This is a genomic window from Desulfitobacterium nosdiversum, assembly GCF_049860565.1.
GTDB lineage: Bacteria > Bacillota > Desulfitobacteriia > Desulfitobacteriales > Desulfitobacteriaceae > Desulfitobacterium_A > Desulfitobacterium_A nosdiversum.
Map to the genome: position 1 here is coordinate 2155051 of NZ_CP172056.1, position 24441 is coordinate 2179491.

A 24441-nucleotide genomic window follows, 5' to 3' on the forward strand; every position below is an offset into this window, starting at 1 on the left:
AGCCGTGCTATTAAAACACGGCCCTATTATCACTGGGAATCGGAAGGTGAGGAGATTTGTTCCTCTGCTGTGCTCCATTTTTTATGAAAGAGCCTTACGGATTGAAACTCCGGTGCCCAAGCTTCATCTTCATAAGAAAGTTCTGGACCAGAATAGAATTTTTGATTCCGTGAGAAGCGATGAAACAACGTCGAATTTTCATAAGGAGCTTCTAATTCACTTGAGACTGCTGAGCTTTCGAGTAGAGCTGAAGGTTCTTTTGGCTCAGGTAAATTTTGATTAAGCGATGTTGATTCTGAAGATGGTTCTATAGATGAATTTGTTTTTTTCTTGAGAAAAAACACTTTCAACCCCCCTTAGGTTTTATTTAATGGTAGTATATTCCAATAAATTGCGGTTGCTACAAATTACCAATCTATAAAATATAATTTGATGCACATTAAAATGATTTTCGGCTTTTTTAAAATAATGGAATAAATTTTTAGAAACTAGAAAGTAATAGTGATTTAATCTCATGTAACAATTTAACGACATCACTTATTTATCAGAAAAGTATATATATTCACAATTATAAAATATTCGGCATAGAAATTGCATGTTGATATGACATGCAATTTTGTTTTTGTTTCTTAATTGTTAATAAGGAATTTAAGGGGGGAGGTTGTTTTCACTGGAGGCAGCTAAAAAGAAAGAAAAGTGTTAAAAGGAGGATTATGAGATGGGAAAGAAAAAGAGAATCTACAACAGTCTGTATTTCCGAGTTTTAGTGGCTATTATGATTGGAATTGTTTTAGGTTACTTTTCTCCGAATTTTGCGGCTCAGATGAAACCACTGGGTGATGGCTTTATTAAACTTATCAAGATGATGATTGCACCGATTATCTTTACCACGGTCGTCGTGGGTATCGCCAGTATGGGCGATATGAAGAAAGTAGGACGAGTTGGGGTAAAGGCTCTGATTTATTTTGAAGTTCTAAGTACAATTGCTTTGTTTATTGGGTTAATGGTTGTGAAATTATATCAGCCCGGAGCAGGAATCAATGCTAATGTTGCTTCTCTTGATACCAAAGCTATAGCAAGTTACACTACAGCAGCGCAAAGCCTAAATACGGTTGACTTTCTCTTAAATATTATTCCGGGCAATGTTGTGGATGCTTTTGCAAAAGGAGAAATCCTGCAGGTATTGCTCTTCTCTATCTTATTCGGACTTGCTCTTTCGGCAATGGGTGAGCGGGGCAAAGTCGTTGTAAAATTCTTAGATGATTTTTCACATGCTTTATTTGGTGTTATCGGTATGATTATGAAATTAGCCCCTATCGGCGCTTTTGGTGCTATGGCTTTCACGATTGGTAAATATGGAATTCATACCCTTGTTTCCTTAGGAAAGTTAATGGCAGGCGTATATACAACCAGTGCTCTCTTCATATTTATTGTTCTCGGATTGGTTTGCAGATTTAACGGATTTAGCATTTGGCAATTCCTTAAATATATTAAAGAAGAAATCTTTATTGTTTTAGGAACCTCGTCTTCAGAATCGGTTTTGCCGCGAATGATGACGAAATTAGAAGAGCTCGGGGCTTCAAAGTCCGTCATTGGAATGGTTATCCCCACTGGGTATTCCTTTAATTTGGATGGGACCTCGATCTACTTAACGATGGCTGCAATTTTTATTGCTCAAGCAATGAACGTACATCTTACGATTGGGCAGGAATTAACCATTTTAGCCGTACTCATGCTGACATCTAAAGGTGCGGCAGCAGTTACGGGCGGCGGATTTATTACGTTGGCGGCAACCCTTGGATCAATGGGAGGGGTACTTCCCGTTGCGGGGCTAACACTGCTATTAGGGGTTGACCGCTTTATGTCTGAAGCACGTGCTATTACGAACCTTATTGGCAATGGTGTTGCTACAGTTGTAGTAGCTCGCTGGGAGAATGAATTTGATGAAGAAAAGGCTCACAAAATTCTCACTGCGGGTGAATCTGTTATTGAAGCAAACGTTGTTGCAAAATAAAAAACATTAAATCTTATTAAAAGGATAAAGAAGTTGACGGAAGCATTATTTTGCTTCCTTTTTTTTATTTGTCCAGATAATTGTATACTTGGGTTATTTAAAAGCAGAAAAAGGAGTATTAAAATTAAATTGTAAAACTTGAAATGTAATTTCTGGGTGGGGGGGGAAGATAATGCCTGAGAATCTTATGTATGGTGCACTTTTTCTAATAATAATATCAGTCCTTGTTTTGCCGTTTATATCAAAGAAAGTAGAACAAAACCTAGAGGCATTTTTATTTATCATGGGTCTTTTAGCTGTCCTTATCTCAAAAGGATTGAATACAGAACTTGTTCTGAAGGCATTGGAAGAACCGTTTATGATTTCGGCAGCGGTCTTAATCGCAGGTATTCTTTTTCAACGATTTAGGGAAAAAATTAATAGAGCAATTTCGAGTATTCAACAAAGAATTTCAACCCGGTTGCTTTTATTCTTGATCGTTACGGTTTTAGGACTCGTATCGAGTTTAATTACAGCGATAATCGCAGCTCTGATTCTAGTTGAAGTCGTGACCGTTTTGAAACTAGACCGCAAAAGTGAAGTGGCTATAGTGATAATAACGTGTTTTGCTATTGGTTTAGGGGCAGCACTTACTCCTGTAGGTGAACCTCTGGCAACGATTGTTATATCTAAGCTTGAGGTTGATTTCTGGTATTTAGCCAGAACGCTTGGTGCATTTATTTTACCTGCTATTTTAGGGTTGGGTTTTTTCGCTGCTTTTTTCATTCGACCCAATCCTTCGGAATCAGGCCTTTCGGAAAGTGAACGAGGGGAAAGATTTAAGGAAGTTGTGATCCGTGCTCTAAAAGTTTATTTATTTGTCATGGCCTTAGTCTTTTTGGGGACTGGCCTAAAACCGTTAATTGATCGGTTTGTTCTAGGATTACCCAGCCAAATCTTATACTGGTTGAACATGATATCGGCTATTTTAGATAATGCCACTTTAGCGGCGGCTGAAATTAGTGATAAGATGACTAAGCAACAGATTATTGCTATTATGATGGGACTTCTGATCAGTGGCGGGATGCTTATCCCAGGAAATATTCCTAACATTATTTCTGCAAGCAAATTGAATATTCAAAGTAAAGAGTGGGCTAGATTGGGATTCCCTTTGGGTTTAGTTATAATGTTATTGTTTTATGTCATTATATTCTATATGATTTGAGGCTTTATATTATAAAATAAGTTAAAAAGATGTTTGGCAAAGGCATAGCTTTTCAGCGATGCCTTTATTTTTATTGCTTCCAGAAATTACGTTGCTCTATAGTGTATAAATGCTTCTATATTGTTTGAAGCTATAGCGTGACATTGAAATGAATGGAGCTGAACCATATGCCGAAGAATAAAAAAAAATTCTATATATTTAAATTCTTTAAAGTGTATGGTTTCAATGCCGTTTTAGGATTTACTCTGGGAGTAATAATTGTGCTGGTGAGCTTATCGTTTTTAAACCCATCTTATTTTGGAAGTAAACTTTCAGATACACCCTCAGGCGCAGTATCCAACGAACAAAGTCCTTCGTTAAATAGGGTAAAGCAAGGAGAGGAAATGGCTAAAGAGGATCAAGAGGAGAAATCCCTTTTGACTCAGGGAGAGGCTCTTAACAAATCACGTTTCACCGTTCTGGTAGTAGGGATGGATAATCGTCCGGGGGAAAAATATATAGGAAATACTGATTCCTTGCTCGTTACGAGTATTGATCAAGTGAATCACCGGATGTCGTTTTTATCTGTGCCTCGTGATACCCAGGTTAATCTGCCGGGAAGCGGGATACAAAAAATAAATGCGATTGCCCGATTGCAAAAAGGGTTTCCTTCAACTCAAAAATATATTGAACAGCTCATAGGTTCTCCTATAGATGGATATGTTATGACGAATTTCAATGGCTTTAAGACGATCGTGGATACATTAGGCGGCATTACTGTAAATATCGAAAAAAACATGCATTATGATACGGGTGACAGTCAAGACCGTTATATTGATTTAAAAAAAGGAACCCAGCGCTTAAACGGAACCCAGGCGCTTCAATATGCACGGTTTAGAAATGATGAACTTGCTGACATCTCAAGAACGGCAAGACAGCAGGAAATACTTAAGGCAATTTTTGCAGAAGCAACAGCGCTAAAAAATTTGCCGAAGATTCCACTGGTTATTTCTAAAGTATATCAAAACGTTCAAACGGATCTAAATATTGGACAACTTTGGTCATTAGCTAATACGTTTAATAAAAAGGATACATTTCAGACAATAAATCAAACACTTCCCGGTAAATTCGTTACGGAACAGGGAGTAAGCTATTGGAAGGTTAATTCAAGTTTGGCGAAAAAGGTTGTTTCACAGCTCTATTTAGAAGGAAAAACAACATCTGCTTTTACCCAGGATACTTCGGAATCAGTACAGATGACTGTTTCCCCAACTCCTAATCAAAGTAATAAGAGTGAATCTGCAGAAGATAAAAAAGAGCTGAATAATCCGGAAAATGAAATTCCGTCAAATAAACAATCTGTGAAAAAGGATCAAAATAAACAAGAAAAGCTGAAACAAGAGAATAAAGAAAATAGCGAATCTGGAATTCAGTTTGAAGTTATAAAATAAAAAGGTAAAATGATGGTATAGATATAGTATTTATAAATTCTTCGTCAAGGAGAAGATATGGAAGAAATAACGGTACAGGTTAAAGATTCAAAGACCGATTTCAAACTTTATTTCTTAGAGCTCAAGGAATGGGAAAAAATCCCTCAATTTTTTCCATGCGATCAAGAGATTTTTAACTCGGAATGGTTTAATCAAATTCCGTCTATAAAAAACATCATTAGTCATAGCCAAGAAGGAAAAACGGCTAAAATTCGTCCTGGGGTAATCCGTTTGAGACCTGGTCTTCACTATATAAATTTTAAAGATCTTGATCGGCAAGGAAATGAATTTCCGATTCGTTTCTTTCTATCTGACAAGCAATTGGTTTTTATAGGTCATCCACGGCTGAATAATGAAAAAGTCCTCGAATGGGTAAGTCGGGGAATTATTAATACGCCGATGGATCTTGTCCGGACGATAGGATCAAAGATCTTGCACCAACATCAAATCCGTTTAGAGTCTATTGAAGATCAGATGGATCATTTGGAAGAAGAAATTCTTAATAATCCAGTCTCGCGTCAACAGGGGAAAATCATTGCTATTCACCGAAAAGTGATTCACATAAAGAAATCGCTGAATTATCATATTACTGCATTTGATAGACTGGCATCGATTGATTCGGCAACACCTTCTCTTTGGTCAGAACTGATTGCAGAGACAGAACGTGAGCTCGAAAATATTCGACAGACGCATGATTTGGTTGAAAGTTTAAGGGAAGCGTATCAAGCTTCAATAGATAATAGAGCTAATGATATTATGAAATTGCTTACGTTATTAGCTACGGTATTGCTGCCTATTAATCTGTTGACGAGCTTTTTTGGCATGAATTTTGAAACAATGCCATTGATTAGGAATCCTTATGGGATTGAAATTTTCTATTCCGCTTGTTTGCTTATTCTGGTTACGGTTATCCTTTATTTCTGGAAAAAGGATTGGCTGCGCTAAAGGCTTGTTATTTCTTGTAAGGTAATATATAATTTTATAGGCATCTTAGGCTGATGACACGATATGATTGGAAATATGATGGAGGTTTATTGATGGAGCAGTTATTTGTGAAGATGAAAGAATATTTACATATGGATTCGGAAATTCCGTTTGACGAATTTTCAGAGTATCATAAAAACGTGATTAAGGTTTTGAAGGACAGTTTTGAAGAGATGGAACAAGAAACGCGCCTTCAAGCGCGATATATTTGCTCAATTGTTCAAGCCAATGCTGATTCTCGTGCAAAACGGAGCAAAGCTAATACAAAGGCATATAAGAAAATCAGTTCTAAAGCCGGTTTTTGGATGGATGCGATCAATTTTCGTTTGCTTAAGGACGGAATGCTCCAAGCTGAGATTGATAAAAGAACTGAAGAAATTAACGACGCTATGTAATTGGATTTCAGGTTTCTATTTTGGGTATTTGGATTAAGTAAATAATGACAGGATAAGCTACCCTAAGGTAGCTTTTTTCTTTGCTTCCTCTTGAAGAGAAATGCTATAATTGGAATTATTATGATTTCGAAGGTTAAAGGACGATAAGCTATGATCTTGATTCTTACACATCGACAAATGGATTTTGATGCTTTGGCATCCATGATCGCTGCGCAAGCATTGAATCCGGGAAGTGTCATGGGGATTGAAGGCAAACCCAATTCCTATGTTCAGGAATATATTACGCTGGCTAAAGATCGTCTGCCTTTTATAAAGCTTAAGGATGTAGTGTGGTCCAAGGTCCGAAAAGTTATACTGGTTGACACCCATGACCTAAGCAGAGCGGCAGGACTAAAGGAGGTAGAAGAGCTTAAGCAACTGGAAAAGCTCGAAGTCGAGATTTATGATCATCATCCTTATTCCGGGGACTTAAGTACGGGGATGCATATTGAACAAACGGGTTCATGTGCCGCCCTTTTAGTCGAGCAGCTCATTCGCCATAAAGTTCCGCTCAGCAGTTTCGAGGCCACCTCGCTTGCCTTAGGAATTTATGAGGATACAGGAAGTTTACTTTTTGACAGTACGACAGTTCGAGATGTTAAAGCAGTAGCATATTTATTAGAACAAGGAGCAAATTTAAGTGTCGTTGCTGAATATTTACGTAAACCGTTAACCGAGGAACAGAAGGCTTTGCTCCAGGAATTGATCGATCGGGGGCAAACGGAATTGTATGACGGAGTGCCTGTTTATATTTCTTCAGCGGTCAGCTCGGAATATGTGGGAGGGTTAGCCTTGATCGCCCATCGTGTGGGGGAAATGGAAGGCGCAGAAACGCTTTTTCTCGTTGTTAAGATGGAGAACCGCGTTTATCTTGTCGGCCGTTCACGGGGGAGAGGCTTAGCTGTTAATCTTATTGCCCAAGCGTTTGGCGGAGCAGGACATGCTAAAGCAGCGTCTGCAACAATAAAAAATATGTCCGTTCAGGAGATTGTAATAAAACTCCAGCAGGAAATCAAGAACCGTGCACGAAGTCCGCATTTAGTCCGAGACATCATGAGCTATCCCGTAAAAACGGTCAATCCGGAGACGAAGCTCAGTGAAGTGGAACAAATTCTTCTGCGCTATGGGCATACCGGAGTACCCGTAGTCGAAGAGAATACCTTAGTTGGAATTATTTCTCGCCGAGATGTTGAGAAAGGGCTTAAACACGGTTTGGAACACGCTCCGGTTAAAGGGTTTATGACCAAAGCGGTTATAACAGTCGATGCAAATGCCAGTTGGGAAGAGGTTCAGCGATTAATGGTTCAGCACGATATTGGGCGGATTCCTGTTATCGAGAATGCTCAATTAGTGGGAATTGTTTCTCGTTCAGATGTTTTGCGTTTGATTTATGGGAGTTCTGTCGCAACAGAAACACATTTAACGCGGGATCGGAGTCTGGCGATGAGGCAGGATATTCTGGATCTTCTCGAGAATTTACCGGAAGAAATAAAGAAGCTTATAAAGGCAGGTCAAAGGGTAGCCGATAGTTTGGGGTATTCAGTTTTTATTATCGGAGGTTTTGTTCGAGATCTTTTGCTTCTTAACCCAACTCAAGATTTGGATTTTGTTGTCGAAGGAAATGGGCATGCGTTTGCCCAAGCCCTTTATCAAGAGCTGAATCGTGGACAATTAACCCTCCATGACTCGTTCGGAACGGCGCGCATTGAATTTCCGAATGGTACTCATCTCGACGTAGCAAGCACCCGCTGGGAATATTACGAGTTTCCTGGCGCATTGCCTCAAGTGGAGGAATCGCGCTTAAGGGATGACCTATTCAGGCGTGATTTTACGATCAATGCTATGGCATTAGCTATTAATTCAGACCGCTATGGTGAACTTGTTGATTATTACGGAGGCTTAAGAGATTTAAAACAAGGAGAAATCCGTTTTTTACATCATTTAAGTTTTATTGAAGACCCAACTCGGATTCTTAGAGCTGTTCGATTTGCAGAACGCTATCGTTTTCGTTTATCCAAAGAGACGCAGGAAGGTGTTGCAACTGCTTTAAAAGCTGGAGTGTTGCATAAATTGAGCACAGAACGGTTTACCCAGGAATTTCTTTTAATTCTCAGGGAGAAACAGTATGCCAGGATGGGTCAAAGTTTGATTGAACTGGGCGTAATGGAAGAGTGGTTTGGCGAAAGGCTTCCTTGGAACTTTACGCGTATTCCTGAGAATGAAAATCTTACCTCAGAAGAAAAGTGGCTTATTTCAGTTTCGCTGTTTAATCAGCAACAGATTAATTCTGCTTTGAGCCTTAAGCTGTCGAGAGAAATGAAGAGAGAAGCGCTTAAATTCAAAGAGATCCAAGCTGCCCTTTTGGCAGAGTCTTCTTTAAACTTATCTATCATGGATCAGCATCTTTCCGGTGTATCTCGGAATATACGGATTGCGTTAAGGTATGATCCTGCTTTAGAGCAGTCGATGAATAACTATGAACAGGCTGTAGAGCAGCTTAAATTGGAGATCAATGGCTTTGCTCTCCGAAAGCTTGGAATTTCAGAAGGACCAGAAATCGGAAGAATTCTCAAAGAGATACGTTGGGCTTGGCTTGAACAGAAAATCCATACCCCGGCAGAGGAGAAACAGTTGATGCTCCAGCTTACGGAGCAAAGGAGGAAATAAAGTGCCAGGATCTGATTTAACGATGTATATTGCGAATGTTCCAGCCTTATTGATTGGTTTTGCTTTTCACGAATATGCTCATGCCTTTGTAGCTGATCGTTTGGGGGACCCAACTCCACGCAGTCAAGGCCGCCTTTCCCTGAATCCTTTTGTTCATCTGGATATCTTTGGATCTATTATGGCGCTTCTTTTTCAATTCGGATGGGCTAAACCCGTTATGACTACTCCACACTATTTTAAGGGAAATCCAATACGAGGCCGGATGCTCGTTGCTATTGCCGGCCCCTTAATGAATTTGGTGATTGCTTTTATTGGAATGGTGATTTGGATTTTGGTTCTTCATTGGTTTAGCGGCTCAACTTGGTCACCTATTCTTTCAAAAATCATGATGGCTATTGTCCTGATGAATTTAGGCCTCGGAATCTTTAACCTTTTACCCATCCCGCCTCTGGATGGATTCTCTGTCCTAGGCTGGGTTTTACCTGCTCGTTTCGGAAATGTTCTTCATATCATCGAAACTTATGGCATGCTGATCTTGATGGTTATTCTGTTTACCGATATTCTGGGACGTGTGCTTTGGCCTCTTGTGGCGGGGCTGTACTCACTGTATCAAAAAGGGGCAATTGCGCTGCTGTCGCCTTTTTTGGGATTTTAACTTTTAGTAAAGATAACAGTCCGGGTTGTGTAGCTTCACGCACATCTGCTTACTTACCGCTCCAGGGCTTGCGTACTTGCTTTCAATGGAGCTATCTTCAGCGGATAAGCATTCTTTGGAGATAGCCGCTTCGAGCGAAAATGTCCACCGGACACTTTCGTGCCAAACCTCAGGGTAATACCTGGAGTGAGTCGCTCCTGTGCATCCTTGCACCCGCGACATCAGCCCATCCATGGACAAGTCCACTGGCCCCGCTCCCCATTGAAAGCATTGTGTGTTTCAACGCCCCTCAGTGAAATCGTTTGCATCTGTGCATTATAGGAGACTGGCTTAGAGTTGAGGTACGAAACTTAAGCCTTAGTCGACTTATCCTCGAAGGGGAGAAGCTACACTTTCGGGCCTTTTAAGGTCACTTTTTGGGTCATATTGGCTATACTTAAAGTTTTGCAAGAGGAGAGGATGGATCGGAAAATGGAAAAAGGGATAACCGCTAAATCTGCTCCTTATGTTGAACTGCCTGCTTTTCAGGGCCCGTTGGATTTGCTTTTGCATTTGATTCAACAGGAGAAAATCGATATTTATGATATTCCTGTGGCTCAGATTGCTGATCAGTTTATCGAAGCGGTTCGCCAAATGGAAGACTTGGATATGGAGGTAACCAGCGAGTTTTTAGTTTTAGCCGCTCAGCTTCTTTATATTAAGTCACGTTACTTATTGCCCAAAACGAAAAAAGAAGAACTTGAGGTTGAGGAAGAGGACCCTCGCCAAGAGCTGGTGGAACGATTGATTGCTTATCGAACATTTAAGCAGGCCTCGCAAATTCTTGGAGCGTTAGAAGTATCTTCTGGCCAAAAATACTTTAGAACAGTGGACATTCAAGAAATTCGCAGCCAGTTTGATGAGGAAGACCCTCTGGATGGCGTAAGCTTTACAGAACTGTGGGAAGCTTTTTGTCAGGTTGTTGTACGTGCTGAACAAGGGGTTGAGATTAAAACTGTTGAACCGGACGAGGTGCCCATAGATAAAATCATGGTGGATATGCTCCGGAGGGTAATTCTCCACCCTAATGGAACACGTTTTAGCCAGCTTATTCGAGGAAATACGCGCATGGAAGTGATTGTATCCTTTTTAGCTTTATTGGAGCTTTTAAAATCGGGCAAAATTCACTGTGAGCAAAGTGCGCCTCAACATGATATTCATCTTTTTCCCACGGAGAAGGCCTTGGAATTTACTGAAGGAGAGTAGGAAATGTTGTTTCGTGAAAATGAAATTGCGGGAGTTGAGGCGCTTTTACTTGTTGCCAACGAGCCATTGAGTTTAGAACGTATGGCTGAGATTTTGGAATTGAGCATTGAAGATGTTGCAGAGATTATAACAGAGCTTCAAGAACGGTTTAAAAAACCGGATTGCGGATTTATGATTTTCGAAGTGAATGGCGGATTTAAACTTGGAACAAAACCGCAAATGTCGCACTATATAGAAGCTCTTTATCGTCAGCCTTCTCAAGGTTTATCGAGCGCAGCGCTTGAGGTATTGGCGATTATTGCCTATAAGCAGCCTGTTACGAAAGGTGAAATTGACTTTTTGCGCGGCGTTCAGTCCGACCGAGCAATAGCAACTCTTGTTGAAAAGGGTTTAACCAAAGAAATTGGGCGTAAAGAAGGACCGGGGCGGCCCATTCTTTATGGAACAACCGAACAGTTTTTACTGCATTTTGGATTGACTTCTTTGAAGGATTTACCGGAGCTTGATTTTGAAAGTATTCAAAAAGAATTGAAGGCTGAGGCCGATGAAAATATTTAAATATGTCAATATGTTGCTTTCCCTTCGGCACTGCCGGAGGGTTTCTTTTTGTGCATATTCTTTAAGAGCTGCGGATATCCTATAACTTTAGGATGAAGGATTTTGGCTTAAGAGGATTCGGAGGGATTTTAGTGCAGATTCTGGCACTTTTTCTCGCCAGTTTGATGGGTTTAGGGCTGACTCTATTCTTAAAGGCGACTGTCGATTGCTATTATCGACGGCAGAAACAAAATGATTACCTTGAGATCAAAATGACGGCTGTCGGAGGATTGTGGAAATTCAAATTTCGGATGCCAACGGCTCAGTTAGAGTGGGAAGAAGGACCTGAGCTTGAAATGCAGCAGGAATCTCAAGCAGCAATGGGAGAAAAGCGGAGAACACGGATGGATGTCCGTTTTCGTTATTTTCAATGGGAATTTTTCTATACTATTTTGCCTTGGATTCCGCAAATTCTGCACCATTTTAAGTCGGTTAAACAGAAATTTTATCGAGGCATCCATTGTACATTTCTGGATTGGCGAGTAGACATAGGAGTTGAGGATCCAGCATATACGGCTGTTCTTACCGGAAGTTTCTGGAGTATGCTCGGGTTTTTTTTAGCTCGCTTATATCGGCAAGTTACAATGGACACTGAGCAACCGCATATTTTAGTAATCCCAAACTTTAAAAAGCCTGGTTTTTCGTGTGATTTTCATTGCATATTTAACTTGAGAATCGGGCATTTAATGGTCGTTGGTCTAGATTTGATACGTTTATTTATTCGGACCCATATCGCACTAAGGGTAGACCGCTCTCAAACTTCAGAGAATATTTCTTGAGAGAAATGCTGGTCAAAAAGAAATATGCGAAAAGATTATATCTATAATTGAAGATTCAGTAATAGATGCATACAGACAAGGACAAAGAAATACGATCAATTTTAAAGGATTAAATGCATATTCTTTCTAAAAAAAGTCCATATTGTTATTGAGAATGCAGCTTATAGCATTAAGAGAAACTGTGAATCATCCTAGATAGTTAAAAGCAATTAATTTAATCTAAATAAGGGGTGAATAAATATGGGTACACATCCCATTGAAGCATTAATGAAAACCGCTATGGAAAGCATTCAGCAAATGGTGGATGTTAATACGATTGTTGGGGATCCTGTGGAGTCCCCTGATGGTTCGTTGATCATTCCGGTTTCTAAAGTTGCCTGTGGTTTTGCCGCAGGAGGAAGTGAGTTCGCACCACCCGAGGATAACAAGGAAGAGCAAGGGGAAGATAAAGAGGGCCAAAAAGCTTCCTCGAATTTACCTTTCGGCGGCGGCAGCGGAGCAGGAGTATCCGTACGCCCAGTCGGTTTCTTAGTTGTCGGGCATGGACAGATCCGGCTTCTTCCCGTTGATAATAATATGATTGTAGATCGACTCATTGATGAAGTTCCGGGTTTAGTGGATAAAGTTGCGGCAATGATGAAAAAGAAGGATCATTCCGCTTCAAAAAATGACAGCAAAAATGAAAATAAAGATCAAGATGAAGAAATAATCATTGTCAAAGATTAATACATAGCCACATTTCCAAACGGCTGATGCTAACGAAGTAAATCTTAGCATCAGCCGTTTGGCTAAGGGTCTATTCTTCCTTGTCCAATCATAAATATGTGACAAGGGGGAGTTCTCATGGTGAACGCAATCTGGCTTTTTATGTTAGTCACTGGAATTCTAGTTGCAGCGTTTAATGGGCGAATCGATATAGTCACTGCTTCTGCAATGAAAGCAGCTGAGCTTGGTGTAGAGACAGCGTTTGGTTTAATCGGGGTTATGAGCCTTTGGCTTGGATTGATGCATTTAGCCGAAGAAGCAGGAGCGGTTCAGGCGCTGGCTCGTTTTTTTGGGCCTGTTATTCGCCGTTTGTTTCCTTCCCTTAAACCCGACAGCCCAGCCTTAGGGGCAATTATCATGAATTTATCTGCCAATATTCTTGGGCTTGGAAACGCGGCAACACCGTTTGGACTTAAGGCCATGCAGGAGCTTCAAAATGAGAATCCGCATCCCGAAATCGCGAGCCAAGCGATGATCACTTTTTTAGCCCTAAATACTTCGTGCATTACATTAATTCCGGCAACGATTATTGGGGTCCGGCTTAAAGCGAATTCCGCCAATCCAACGGAAATTATCGGGACAACAATTGTAGCGACCGGCTTTGCCATGACGGTCGCAATTATTGTTGACTATCTGATTCGCCGGAGGAGTAGAGTATGACAGCTATTGCTGAAATATCGCGTTGGGCTATACCCTTTCTTCTATTTTTTATTCCGGTTTTAGCGTATTTTCGAAAAGTTCCTGTTTATGAATCGTTTGTTACCGGAGCAGAAGACGGGTTTAAAACAGGGGTTAAGATCCTCCCTTTTTTGGTGGGAATGCTGGTTTCAATTCGTGTGTTTGTTGATTCTGGAGCGCTGGAGATCCTTTCTCAATTTCTGCAGCCCGTTTTTCTATTCTTTGGCTTAGATCCCAATCTCAGTGCGATTATTCCGCTCGCTATAATGCGGCCGTTAAGCGGTTCGGGAGCTCTTGGAGTCGCAACGCAAATGATCAGCCAATACGGTCCCGACTCCATGATTGGACGTTTAGCCTCTACTTTACAGGGCAGTACTGATACTACTTTTTTTGTTTTAACTGTATATTTTGGCTCGGTAGGTATTAAAAAGTACCGCTATGCCTTAAAGCTTGGGCTGCTTGCTGATTTAGTGGGTTTGATCGCATCCGTTGCGATTGTTCTTTATACGTTTTATTAATCGTAACATTGTGCATACTACGGAAGGGGCTAAAGGAGGCTTTCGTAGTATGTTATTTGTTGTTTTACCCGCTTATAACGAGCAAGCAAGTTTAGGTTATTTACTGGAGGATCTTCATACTGTCCTGAATGATTATTCTTACCGTATTATTGTTGTCAATGATGCAAGTACAGATCAAACCTTAGACCTTGCCAGGGAATACGCAAGTCGATGGGGCAGCATTTCTGTTCTAAACCACTCGGAAAATAAAGGTTTAGGCGGAGCATTGCAAACAGGTATTTCACACGTTTTAAATGAGTTGTCGAAAAAGCCTGAGGATATTTTGATTACCTTAGATGCGGATAATACCCATCCGGCGGATCGAATCCCCCTTTTGGTTCAAAAACTTGAGGAAGGGTCCGATTTAGCTATAGCATCTCGTTATGCTCCGGGCGGGGAACAAATCGGATTGAGTCTATTCCGGAAAATTCTTTCTTGGGGTGCGGGAAAAATCATGTCGTTCTTTTTTCCCATTGCAGGCGTAAAAGATTATTCCTGTGGTTATCGTGCTTATCGTGTATCGATTCTTCGCAGGGCTTATAATAATTATGGAGAACTGCTGATGGAAAGCCGAAGCTTTGCCGCGATGGTTGAGCTGCTGATTAAGGTTGTTCCTTTCTGTCAAAAGATCTCTGAAGTTCCGTTGATTTTGCATTACGAAAGAAAACAAGGGAAAAGTAAAATGAAAATTGTATCAACGATAAAGGGGTATTTAACCTTGATTTATCGTTTGAAAAAAGAGGCGTGGAGCTCAGTAGAATGGGTGGAAGAATAAAAAATAGATCCATTAATTGGCCCCTGATATTCATTCTCCTGTTAGGAGTATTAGTACGTACGCAAGGACTCATGAATCCGCTTTTGGATGATCAAGGCTGGAGACAAGCGGATACCGCAAGTATGGCTTATCATATGCTGGGCAGGCTTACGGCTATCCCCCAAGTTTGGTTTCCCATCCTGAATTACGACGGGCCAGTACCGCAAAAGGTTGAGTTGGAATTTCCTTTTCTTCCGTATATAATCGCCTGGACTTGGACTCTATTAGGGCAATCTGATCTATGGGGCCGAATATGGGCGATTGTTTTTTCCATGCTCACGGTGTGGGGAATTTTTGTCTTTGGGCAAAAGAAGTTTTCTTCGCGTGCTGGTTTATGGGCCGCGGGAATTTATGCGTTTGTTCCTTTGACCGCATATTATGGACGGGTTGTAATGCCGGAACCTGTAGCCCAAGCATTCTCAATTTGGGCTTTAAATGCTGTGGTTTTCTGGCGTGAAAAACCGGGACGGCTGCGTTTAGCAGGGGCTGGTTTAGTTATGGCGTTTGCGATTTTGGCCAAGCTTCCTCAACTTATGATTTTTCCGGTAGGCATTATGCTTGGGTTTTGGCCGTTAAAAGGAGAGGAAAAAAGGATAATGATTTATTCGCTGTTTTCGCTCCTTCCGCCAGGCCTGTATTACAGCTGGGTTCACAAAGGTGCCGCTTCTCAGGCCAGCCAGTTTGTTTCGGGAATCTTGAGCGGACAAGTTGTAGAAGGGACTGGACTTCTTTCGCAGAAATTAATAGAGAACATATTTTTAGAAGTTGGCTTAACCGTAACACTCCTAGCAGGGACTGGAATCATCCTCTTGATTTTGGTTTTGATCAATAAGCAGCCTATAATTTATGACAAAAATTCAGTGAATATACAAAAAGACCGCAGAACTATCTACAGCCTGTTTCTTTGGTGTATAATCAGTTTAAGTTATGTCGCTTTCATCTGTTCCCGGATTGCCTTAGATTATTATCTAGTCCCGGTAATTTTGCCTTTGTCCCTTCTGGCAGGGGTTGCTTTAGATTGCATAGAAGACATACCCGGCTTTGTCCTGGGAGTATTAGTGCTGTTTTTTCTTTTGATTCAGGGCACAGTAGTTAATGAAGAGAAATATCTTTGGGATATGCGCTATTTAAATCAAGCGCTCTGGATTCGTGAGAATACGCCGAAAGAGAGTGTTCTTATTTTAAGTGATTCGCCGCCCATGACGTTTTACTATGCTCAGCGTGTCGGCTACCGACTGAATCCGTCGAAAAGCGCGGAGGCTTGGCAACAGCTTTCAACGCTCAAAGGGGATTACTTTATTGCACTTCCTAAGACCGAACTGGGCTCCGATTTTTGGAAGAAGGTTCAAGCTAAATATTCGGAAATAGGCCCGGGAGTCTATCCACTGAATAATCGTTAATTCATAGATAAGGAATGGAGAAAAGGGTGGAATGGGTGAAAAAAGAAAATACGCAAGATGAGATAGAGAAAAAAGTAACCGATAGTCGGGATAAGCAGGGCGAGCGGCTGCAGAAAGTATTAGCGCATGCTGGAATTGCTTCTCGTCGGCAGGCTGAACAAATGATTCTCGAAGGTGAGGTTGCAGTAAACGGGAAAATAGTCCAAACACTGGGAACGAAGGTTTTTCCGGAAGATAAGGTTACGGTTAAAGGTAAGCCTATCGCAGTTCCTTCTGGGGATTACGTTTATTTTTTGCTGAATAAACCGACAGGAGTTATTACCAGTGCCAAAGACCCACAAGGACGAAAGACGGTTGTTGAGTTGCTCCGAAAGGTTCCGCAGCGTGTATATCCGGTAGGACGGCTGGATTATGACACTTCCGGACTCCTCGTTTTGACAAACGATGGGGAATTAGCCCATCGGCTCATGCATCCCCATTACGGTGTTGAAAAAACTTACCGTGTAGGAATAAAGGAAAAGCTCACCGTCTCTGTGATAAATCAATTACGAAATGGAATCTTGCTGGAAGACGGAAAGACAGCCCCCGCCAAAATTCATGAGGTGAATCATTCAGGCGAAGGCTCATTTTTCTTTTATGATATTACGATTCATGAAGGGCGCAATCGTCAAGTCAGACGAATGTTCAGCCGAGTAGGCCACCCATTAATTACCTTGCAGCGAATTGGCTTTGGCCCGCTGAAGCTTGATTCAAAGCTTTTACCAGGAATGTACCGCTCTTTAAATAAACAAGAGGTTCAAGCCTTGCGCCGAACTGTTCAGTTAAATTAGATTTAGTGCCTGGAATAAAGAGGATGATCGATCTCTTTATTCCATTTTTCGATATCTCTTCCGCCGAATTTTTGAAGAGTGTTGGCTACGGAATTCACTTTTTCTTGTTCTGTTTCAATGAGGACCAAGAAGTGCCCGGTACGAACCTCATGTTCATAGTGACGGACGCGTTCCTCAGAAAGTCCATAGCTGAGTAAAGCTTCACCCAGTCCTTGACCGTGGGGACGGTGCAGCAAATCATTCGCTAAAGGGCCTGCGGCAACGCATTCCCCTAAGTTTGGAATATTCATCGGCGGGGCTTGGACAAGCCAAGCATTAAACCGGTCCAAATTGATCTCTGACGGATGGTAAGCCAATTCGTTGGCAAGCTCCTCATTGATATTGCCCTGATGTAAATAGTCACTCCGAACAATAACAGATATGTAGCTGTTAGCCAAGGATTCACCCTGCACTTCTTCGACCGCTTCTTTCGTTTGCTGAGGACCCTTGAAGATTGCTAAGACGGATCGTGTAGTCATTCTTTATCCCCCTTACTTAAGGTTTGTTTTAGTATATCCAGAAAATTAAAGGTTCACACCATCGATTGCAGGAGAAATTCGATCCATGCCGAATTTTATGCTTGATTAACCTTGGACATGGAGAGATGTAAATGAAAATTAAGATTGGCGAGGAACTGTTGAACGAACATATTCGTGTACGGATTCGTTTGGACTATAAAGGAGAGGGTAAAAACGGCCGTTTCTTTTTTGGGGGCAAAAGCAAAGAAGAGATAGCAGAGCAAAAGCGTGAAGAGCAAGTCGCTTTATTAAGAAATATTCCTCTCCAAGGAATAGTCATCGAAGATATCGACTTAAGCCTCGACGTTTATTCCGTAAGTGAATCTGAAGGCCGTAAAAACAGGGAATATGCCTTTGCTCCGGTGATACTTTCGCTGCGGGTGGATAATCTTGATGATTTGCTTCCCTTGGTATTAAGATCGGAGTTCCGTAAAATTGAATTTTTAAGTCCTGAAAACTTAGAAATTTATCGCTTGGATGCAGAAAGGCTGCTTTTCCGTGTACATCAATTGATTCAAGAAGAGATTAAAAAGCTTGAGCGCAAGTACCTCAATTAGGAAGATAAAAAGGCCTGTATGATCAATAGTTTCAAAAGGAGATGGAAAGGATGAGTAATAAACCGCATGTAATCATAGCGATGAAGGTTTCTGAAGAAGTAGAAAATTTCATTGGAGAAACTTGTACTTATCAAAAATGGACAGGAGAAGGCGGCATGCCTCAAGCTGAACTGTTAAAACTGATAAATGAGGCGGACGGACTTTTAACAAGCGGTGCGCGTAGAATTGATAAAGAGCTTCTTGATCAGGCGCCCCGGTTAAAAGTAGTAAGCAATATTGCCGTCGGCTACAATAATTTTAACTTGGAAGAAATGAAGGCTCATCATGTTTTAGGAACACATACTCCTTATGTTCTCGATGATACAGTGGCGGATCTCGTCTTTGGCCTTATCCTCGCTTCTGCACGCAGAATCCCAGAACTTGATCGCTTTGTTAAAGCAGGTCAGTGGAAGAAGGGAATGGATGAAGTCCTTTTTGGCTCAGATGTTCACCATAAGACCCTTGGAATTATCGGAATGGGAAGAATCGGGAAAGCAATTGGGCAGCGCGCTGTGAAAGGGTTTGATATGAAACTTCTTTATCATAACCGATCACGCAATGAGGAGGTCGAGGAGAATCTAGGGGCAAAATATTGTACGCTTGATTCCTTGCTTCAGGAGTCGGATTTTGTGGTGCTCATGACTCCCCTTACACCGGAAACCCGTGATTTGATGGGCTCACGGGAATTTGATCTGATGAAACCCACCTCATTTTTTATCAACGCATCACGAGGAGAAACGGTGGATGAGCAGGCTTTAATTGAAGGATTAAAGCAAGGGAAAATTCGAGGAGCAGGTCTTGACGTTTTTAGAAAAGAACCGGTAGACCCAGAAAATCCACTATTACAATTTCCAAATGTGATTACTGTTCCGCATATCGGCTCTTCAACAGGATTAGTCCGAGATGCTATGGCGATGCGGGCTGCACATAATCTTGTTAAAGCACTCAAGGGTGAGGAACCAATTGATCTTGTAATATGATACTAATAAAGATGTAATTGGTATTAAAATTCGAAATATTAAGAAAGACCTGTAAAACGTGCATGTTTTATCAGGTCTTTCCATTTCTTCAAATGACCGTAATTCCTTGAATTTAAGCCATTTCAAGTGTTTGTGAAAATATTTTCAATGTATTGCAAAATTGAAATTTTTAGATTATTATGGACACATGGTCGGTGGTCAGACCATTTTAAATTTTCACTTAACGGTAAGACCATCAGACATAGTATGATCAAGTGATTGGAGGGGTGCGCTTACTATTTTTAGTGGATAGGAATATTATTCGTAATCCAAGAAAGAATAAGTGTAAGTTGAAGAGGAGAAAGGTGGTCAATTTATGCCGTGGACTCATAATTATGCTGCTCTTGGCAACAGCCTAGCACTCACATCCTTAGTTGTAGCAATTCCGATTTTCTTTCTGTTCTGGGCTTTAACCGTTAAGAAGATGAAAGGACATATTGCCGGAATCTGGACACTGCTTCTGACGATTGTCGATGTTGTTCTTGTTTATAAAATGCCGGTTTCCCTCGCTTTATCTGCATCGGTTTTAGGTATTGTTAATGGATTATTTCCTATTGCCTGGATTGTTCTTACGGCTGTATTCCTTTATAACCTAACTGTTGAATCGGGAGACTTTGAAATTATCAAGAATTCAATTTCCTCTCTTTCCGATGACCGTCGGATGCAAGCCTTACTCGTGGCCTTTTCGTTTGGTGCTTTCTTGGAAGGTGCTGCCGGCTTCGGTTCACCGGTTGCAATTACTGCTGCTCTTTTAATTGGCTTAGGGTTTGAACCTTTATATGCTGCCGGCGTTTGTTTGATCGCAAACACTGCTCCAGTTGCTTTCGGTGCCATTGGTGCTCCAATTATTGCTGCGGGTTCCGTAACAGGTATCAGCGACTTTACAATTGCACAGACCATTGGACGTCAACTTCCGTTCTTATCCGTATTTGTTCCTTTCTATCTCGTTGTTCTTATGTCTGGTTGGGCAGGTGCACTGGAAGTCTTTCCTGCAATCATCGTTTCAGGGGTATCTTTTGCACTTGCCCAATTCTTATCAGCTAACTTCCTCGGCGCATATTTGCCGGATATTATTTCCTCACTGTTTTCTCTCATTGCAACAGCGGTATTCTTGAAATTCTGGAAACCTAAAAATGTATTCCATTTCCCGAACGAAAAAGTTGATAAAAACATAAATGCAGTCCACTACTCCGCTGGTCGAACCTTTAAAGCTTGGTCTCCTTTCATTATCTTAACCGTTATGGTCTCGATCTGGGGCTTGCCGACCTTTAAAGCTTTTGTGGCTAAGAGTGGATTGTTCGTAAATATTGCCCATTGGCCTGGTCTGGACGGTTTAGTCATGAAAGCCGCTCCAATCGTGGCTAAGCCGGCTGTCTATGCTGCTTCCTACAGATGGGACTTCTTCGGTTCAGGCGGTACGGCAATTTTGATTTCTGCGATTATCAGCATGTTTATTCTCGGCGTTTCTCCTGCAAGAGGATTAAAAGTTTTCCTCAGCACTTTAAATCAGCTTAAATATGCATTAATAAACATGGGCGCTGTTTTAGGATTTGCTTATCTTGCGAACTACTCCGGACTTTCCTTCACACTCGGCCTCTTGCTTGCCTCGACTGGTGCTGCGTTCCCAATTCTTTCTCCAGTACTTGGCTGGTTGGGTGTATTCCTCACAGGCTCGGATACTTCTTCAAATGCTCTCTTCTGTAAACTTCAACAAGTTACGGCAAATCAAATTGGAGTTAACCCGGTGCTTACTGTTGCAGCAAACAGCTCCGGCGGTGTTGTCGGTAAGATGATTTCTCCTCAATCCATCGCTGTTGCAACCGGTGCCACAGGATTAGCGGGTAGAGAATCTGATCTGTTCCGCTTTACCTTAAAACATTCGTTTGTGTTCTTAGTCATCATGATGGCTATGGTTTGGCTGCAAGCGTATGTAGTTCCTGGTATGATTCCGACAATAACAGCCGCTATAAAATAAGAAGTCATAGTGCATTTTTGATTCGTACTATAGAGGGAAGTGAGTTATTCACTTCCCTTTTATTTTAAAAAATAATGTATTTTTGAGATAAATATTGGATTTAAAAACTTTCACATGGTAAAGTTAATTCATCAGAAAAGAATAGTGAGCAGAGGGGTATAGTAGTGGAACTAAAACCAATTAAAACACGTAAAATCTACGAGGAAATCGTGGAGCAAATTCGGGAGCTTGTGACTTCAAAAAATCTAAAGCCGGGCGACCGTCTGCCGTCGGAGCGAGACTTGGCTGCACGCTTGCATGTAAGCCGTGCATCGGTTAGAGAAGCGCTTAGTGCCTTAGAAATGTTGGGTATGCTAGAAATACGAAGCGGTGAGGGGACGTATATTCGTCAAATTGATATCGAATCCGTGATTACTCCTTTGGCCTGGCTTCTTTATATGGAGAAAGATAGTGATCTTGAACTGCTCGAAGTTCGAAAAATTTTTGAGGCCCAAGCTGCTGGGCTAGCCTCTGAACGATCTAATCCAGATGATCTGCAAGAAATGGAAAGCGCACTGCAGAGAATGCATTCCGACTTGCAAACGGATCAACTTGGTGAAGAAGCGGATCATAAGTTCCATTTCGCAATCGCACGGGCGACCCATAATTCAATTTTTATACGACTTATGAATGCTATCTCCGATACGATGCATCATACTTTAAAGACGAGTCGAATCAAGCTCTATGAAGAAAAGGGAATGCCCGAGCGGCTTTATAATGAGCATGCAGGAATTTTTGAAGCAATTCGGAAAAGAGATCTTCAGCATGCCAAAGAACGAATGCTGGCTCACTTAGAAGGAGTAGAGAAAGATTATCTGAAGCCTTAACCTTGTAAAATCGTATTCAAGTCAGTCATATTATGCTTCAAAAATTCACATGAAGAACAGAATTCGTTTAAAAACCATGAAATTATGGATTTTAAGGATGGAGAATGTTAAAGTAAGTAATGGTGATTGAATAGAACAAGATCAAGTGGGCGGTGAGTGGAGTCAATGGAACTAAAACCGATTAAAACGCGAAAAATATATGAAGAAATTGTTGAACAAATTAGAGATCTTGTTATTCGCGGGGAGCTAAAACCGGGAGATAAACTGCCCTCTGAACGTGATCTGGTAGAACGTTTTAAAGTAAGCCGTGCTTCTATTCGTGAAGCACTGAGTGCCTTAGAGATGATGGGTTTGTTGGAAGTGCGAAGCGGGGAAGGAACTTTCATTCAAAAGGTCGGAGCTGAGTCTGTAATAGCTCCGCTGGCATGGATGCTTTCTGTAGAGCAAGGTACAGCTTTGGAACTTTTAGAAGTCAGGAAAATTTTGGAGGGCCAAGCGGCCTGTCTGGCTGCACAACGAGCTGAAAAAGAGGACTTATTGGAGCTCGAGCAGGCGTTAGCGGATATGCAGCAAGAAATTATTACCCCTGAACTCGGCGGAGAAAAAGCTGATCTTCGTTTTCATTACGCAATAACAAGGGCTACCAAGAATACTTTACTAATCCGGCTCATGGATACAATCTCAGATCTCATGCAGCGTATATTAAAGACAAGCCGCGATAAGCTTTACGAAGGTAAATATACTCCAGATATTTTATTAAAGGAACATGCGCAAATTTATAAGGCCATCAAAAGCCAAAATGCTTTAAAAGCAAGCGAACTTATTTTAGAGCATTTAAATGGAGTTGAAGATGAGTTGAAGCGGCTTATGTCTCTGGATTAAGAGGTGTTTTATATGCTTAATCAATGCCAAATCGTTTATCATCCAGATAACTGCCTCAATAAGAAGAGACCGTTTGCTCAATCTTGTAAATTATGTATAGAAGCATGCCCGCATCAGGCAATTAAGGATAACCGTGAGATTAATGCGAAACGGTGTACCGAATGCGGTGTTTGTATGGCAGTCTGCCCAAGTGACGGATTAGTTGATCGTTCTATAGATAAGCTTTTAGAGTATATTCGTGGTTCCGAGCAAATTACTTTAAATTGCCCTCTAGCAAATCCCATGGGTTTTGAAATTTCCTGTTTAGGCATACTTGATCGGGATTTGTGGTTGAGCCTTCTTCTGCAATCTCAGGATAAAAAGGTTGAAATTTATACGGGAGAGTGTGTTAATTGCCCGGACAAAAAAGCTTGTGGGCTAAGTGTCCAAAATTTTAATAAGGTGCACAAGTCCTGGCCGGGACATCCCCCCCTATCGGTTATAGTTGCTCCTGACAACGGAAATAATTCAGCAAATGATCAACAGATAAGGAAAACGCAATCTCCGAAGATGAGCTTACGCAATTGGAGTCGCGAGAAATTGGAAATAATGCTGCCTGGGATCACCTCTGACGAGAGCTACTTGATTCCACGCTCACGTCGATTTTTCGGCGAAACGTGGGAGTCTAAGAAGGCACTTGTTTTGCCGCTGCCCGCCTTAAACGTCAGTGATAACTGCTCTAATTGCGGGGTCTGTGCCGCGATTTGTCCGCAGAAATCCCTGGCAAAGAAGGAAGATAAAGATATATTAACCCTGATTTATGAACCTTTTAAATGTGTGGAGTGTCAGCGATGTGTGAGTGTTTGCAAACAAAAAGCACTGAGTTTTGAAAATAAACGCTTATCCTACCGGATGTTTACGGGCAAGATTCGTATTCACCAGGGAAAATACCGATATTGCAGTCGCTGCGGCAAACAGCTGTTTGACAATGTCGAACCTCCTTTATGTTACGCCTGTGCAACCAGTGATTCAGTAGAGGGATCAAACTTTTTATCTTAATAAAAAGTGATAATCAAAATCAATATTGAGTAGGGCGTATAGGATTGCCTGGAATAGGTTAGACCTCGAAGAGCTTCTTTCGAGGTCTATTTTTATTTTGGGGATTGACAAGAAAAAGAATCCGAATTAAAATAAGATCAAATGAATATGATAATCATTATCAATTACATATGATGAGAGGGGGAGCGGTAGTGACCTTAGACAGAGTTAAAAGGGGTCAATCTTTTAAAATTAAGGAAATCAGCAATGATTCGATACGTGCTCAAGCCTTACGTTTTGGAATTTCAACTGGGGAGTGGCTGACTTGTGAGGAAGTCGTTCCGGTTGGCCCGATCGTCGTTCGAAAAAACCGACAGCTCATTGCCATGGGGCGGAGTTTGGCACAAGAAATTAAAGTGGAAATTCGTTAGAATTTT

25 protein-coding genes are annotated in these 24441 nt (G+C 41.3%); 23 read left to right on the forward strand and 2 right to left on the reverse strand.

The window, feature by feature from the left end; all coding sequences use genetic code 11:
* Nucleotides 1-29: 29 nt before the first annotated feature.
* Nucleotides 30-344, reverse strand: coding sequence for a hypothetical protein (locus ACHOLT_RS10325; RefSeq protein WP_425800322.1), 315 nt, complete (start codon nucleotides 342-344; stop codon nucleotides 30-32).
* A 374-nt stretch (nucleotides 345-718) separates the two neighbouring features.
* On the opposite strand from ACHOLT_RS10325, the gene ACHOLT_RS10330 reads away from it, so the two are divergent.
* From ACHOLT_RS10330 to ACHOLT_RS10405, 16 genes are all read left to right on the forward strand, one after another.
* Nucleotides 719-2014 carry a dicarboxylate/amino acid:cation symporter gene (locus tag ACHOLT_RS10330; protein ID WP_425800324.1) on the forward strand — a complete coding sequence of 432 codons (1296 nt, stop codon included), beginning with the start codon at nucleotides 719-721 and terminating at the stop codon, nucleotides 2012-2014.
* A 172-nt stretch (nucleotides 2015-2186) separates the two neighbouring features.
* A complete protein-coding gene (locus ACHOLT_RS10335; RefSeq protein ID WP_425800326.1) occupies nucleotides 2187-3218 on the forward strand; it encodes a DUF1646 family protein in 1032 nt (343 codons plus the stop codon).
* A 167-nt stretch (nucleotides 3219-3385) separates the two neighbouring features.
* Complete coding sequence (locus ACHOLT_RS10340; protein WP_425800328.1) at nucleotides 3386-4648, forward strand: LCP family protein; 1263 nt, start codon at nucleotides 3386-3388, stop codon at nucleotides 4646-4648.
* A gap of 57 nt (nucleotides 4649-4705) precedes the next feature.
* Nucleotides 4706-5632 (forward strand): CorA family divalent cation transporter, encoded by a 927-nt coding sequence (locus ACHOLT_RS10345; protein ID WP_425800330.1) that lies wholly within the window; start codon nucleotides 4706-4708, stop codon nucleotides 5630-5632.
* A gap of 92 nt (nucleotides 5633-5724) precedes the next feature.
* Nucleotides 5725-6066 carry a hypothetical protein gene (locus ACHOLT_RS10350; RefSeq protein WP_425800332.1) on the forward strand — a complete coding sequence of 114 codons (342 nt, stop codon included), beginning with the start codon at nucleotides 5725-5727 and terminating at the stop codon, nucleotides 6064-6066.
* A gap of 150 nt (nucleotides 6067-6216) precedes the next feature.
* A complete protein-coding gene (locus ACHOLT_RS10355; RefSeq protein ID WP_425800334.1) occupies nucleotides 6217-8772 on the forward strand; it encodes a CBS domain-containing protein in 2556 nt (851 codons plus the stop codon).
* A gap of 22 nt (nucleotides 8773-8794) precedes the next feature.
* Nucleotides 8795-9427, forward strand: a complete 633-nt coding sequence (locus ACHOLT_RS10360; RefSeq protein WP_425807996.1) for a site-2 protease family protein — start codon at nucleotides 8795-8797, stop codon at nucleotides 9425-9427.
* A 459-nt stretch (nucleotides 9428-9886) separates the two neighbouring features.
* Nucleotides 9887-10672: a segregation and condensation protein A gene (locus ACHOLT_RS10365; RefSeq protein WP_425800336.1), complete on the forward strand. Its 786-nt coding sequence runs from the start codon at nucleotides 9887-9889 to the stop codon at nucleotides 10670-10672.
* A 3-nt stretch (nucleotides 10673-10675) separates the two neighbouring features.
* Nucleotides 10676-11230, forward strand: coding sequence for an SMC-Scp complex subunit ScpB (gene scpB / locus ACHOLT_RS10370; protein ID WP_425800338.1), 555 nt, complete (start codon nucleotides 10676-10678; stop codon nucleotides 11228-11230).
* 92 nt (nucleotides 11231-11322) lie between these two features.
* Nucleotides 11323-12048, forward strand: a complete 726-nt coding sequence (locus ACHOLT_RS10375; RefSeq protein ID WP_425800340.1) for a DUF2953 domain-containing protein — start codon at nucleotides 11323-11325, stop codon at nucleotides 12046-12048.
* Nucleotides 12049-12288: 240 nt separating this feature from the next.
* On the forward strand, nucleotides 12289-12774 hold the full coding sequence (gene ytfJ, locus ACHOLT_RS10380) for a GerW family sporulation protein (RefSeq protein ID WP_425800342.1): 486 nt from the start codon (nucleotides 12289-12291) through the stop codon (nucleotides 12772-12774).
* Between the two features lie 117 nt (nucleotides 12775-12891).
* On the forward strand, nucleotides 12892-13473 hold the full coding sequence (locus tag ACHOLT_RS10385) for a nucleoside recognition domain-containing protein (protein ID WP_425800344.1): 582 nt from the start codon (nucleotides 12892-12894) through the stop codon (nucleotides 13471-13473).
* Complete coding sequence (locus ACHOLT_RS10390; RefSeq protein WP_425800346.1) at nucleotides 13470-14009, forward strand: spore maturation protein; 540 nt, start codon at nucleotides 13470-13472, stop codon at nucleotides 14007-14009. Before ACHOLT_RS10385 ends, ACHOLT_RS10390 begins: the two co-directional genes overlap by 4 nt.
* A 49-nt stretch (nucleotides 14010-14058) precedes the next feature.
* Nucleotides 14059-14823 carry a glycosyltransferase family 2 protein gene (locus ACHOLT_RS10395; RefSeq protein WP_425800348.1) on the forward strand — a complete coding sequence of 255 codons (765 nt, stop codon included), beginning with the start codon at nucleotides 14059-14061 and terminating at the stop codon, nucleotides 14821-14823.
* Nucleotides 14808-16262, forward strand: a complete 1455-nt coding sequence (locus ACHOLT_RS10400; protein ID WP_425800350.1) for an ArnT family glycosyltransferase — start codon at nucleotides 14808-14810, stop codon at nucleotides 16260-16262. The genes ACHOLT_RS10395 and ACHOLT_RS10400 overlap by 16 nt, the downstream gene beginning before the upstream one ends.
* 62 nt (nucleotides 16263-16324) lie before the next feature.
* Complete coding sequence (locus ACHOLT_RS10405) at nucleotides 16325-17092, forward strand: pseudouridine synthase (protein ID WP_425807998.1); 768 nt, start codon at nucleotides 16325-16327, stop codon at nucleotides 17090-17092.
* Nucleotides 17093-17094: 2 nt separating this feature from the next.
* Here ACHOLT_RS10405 and ACHOLT_RS10410 read toward each other — a convergent pair whose 3' ends face one another.
* Complete coding sequence (locus ACHOLT_RS10410; protein WP_425800352.1) at nucleotides 17095-17610, reverse strand: hypothetical protein; 516 nt, start codon at nucleotides 17608-17610, stop codon at nucleotides 17095-17097.
* Nucleotides 17611-17741: 131 nt separating this feature from the next.
* Here ACHOLT_RS10410 and ACHOLT_RS10415 point away from each other — a divergent pair, with 131 nt between their 5' ends.
* The 7 genes from ACHOLT_RS10415 (at nucleotide 17742) to ACHOLT_RS10445 (ending at nucleotide 24435) form a co-directional block, all read left to right on the forward strand.
* Complete coding sequence (locus ACHOLT_RS10415) at nucleotides 17742-18206, forward strand: hypothetical protein (RefSeq protein WP_425800354.1); 465 nt, start codon at nucleotides 17742-17744, stop codon at nucleotides 18204-18206.
* Between the two features lie 50 nt (nucleotides 18207-18256).
* Nucleotides 18257-19225 carry a 2-hydroxyacid dehydrogenase gene (locus tag ACHOLT_RS10420; protein ID WP_425800356.1) on the forward strand — a complete coding sequence of 323 codons (969 nt, stop codon included), beginning with the start codon at nucleotides 18257-18259 and terminating at the stop codon, nucleotides 19223-19225.
* 355 nt (nucleotides 19226-19580) lie between these two features.
* Nucleotides 19581-21239, forward strand: coding sequence for an L-lactate permease (locus ACHOLT_RS10425; protein ID WP_425800358.1), 1659 nt, complete (start codon nucleotides 19581-19583; stop codon nucleotides 21237-21239).
* A 164-nt stretch (nucleotides 21240-21403) separates the two neighbouring features.
* Nucleotides 21404-22105, forward strand: coding sequence for a FadR/GntR family transcriptional regulator (locus ACHOLT_RS10430; RefSeq protein WP_425800360.1), 702 nt, complete (start codon nucleotides 21404-21406; stop codon nucleotides 22103-22105).
* 165 nt (nucleotides 22106-22270) lie between these two features.
* A complete protein-coding gene (locus tag ACHOLT_RS10435) occupies nucleotides 22271-22987 on the forward strand; it encodes a FadR/GntR family transcriptional regulator (protein ID WP_425808000.1) in 717 nt (238 codons plus the stop codon).
* A 12-nt stretch (nucleotides 22988-22999) separates the two neighbouring features.
* Nucleotides 23000-24025 (forward strand): 4Fe-4S dicluster domain-containing protein, encoded by a 1026-nt coding sequence (locus ACHOLT_RS10440; protein WP_425800362.1) that lies wholly within the window; start codon nucleotides 23000-23002, stop codon nucleotides 24023-24025.
* Nucleotides 24026-24216: 191 nt separating this feature from the next.
* Nucleotides 24217-24435 carry a FeoA family protein gene (locus tag ACHOLT_RS10445; protein WP_425800364.1) on the forward strand — a complete coding sequence of 73 codons (219 nt, stop codon included), beginning with the start codon at nucleotides 24217-24219 and terminating at the stop codon, nucleotides 24433-24435.
* The last annotated feature ends 6 nt before the right edge of the window (nucleotides 24436-24441 follow it).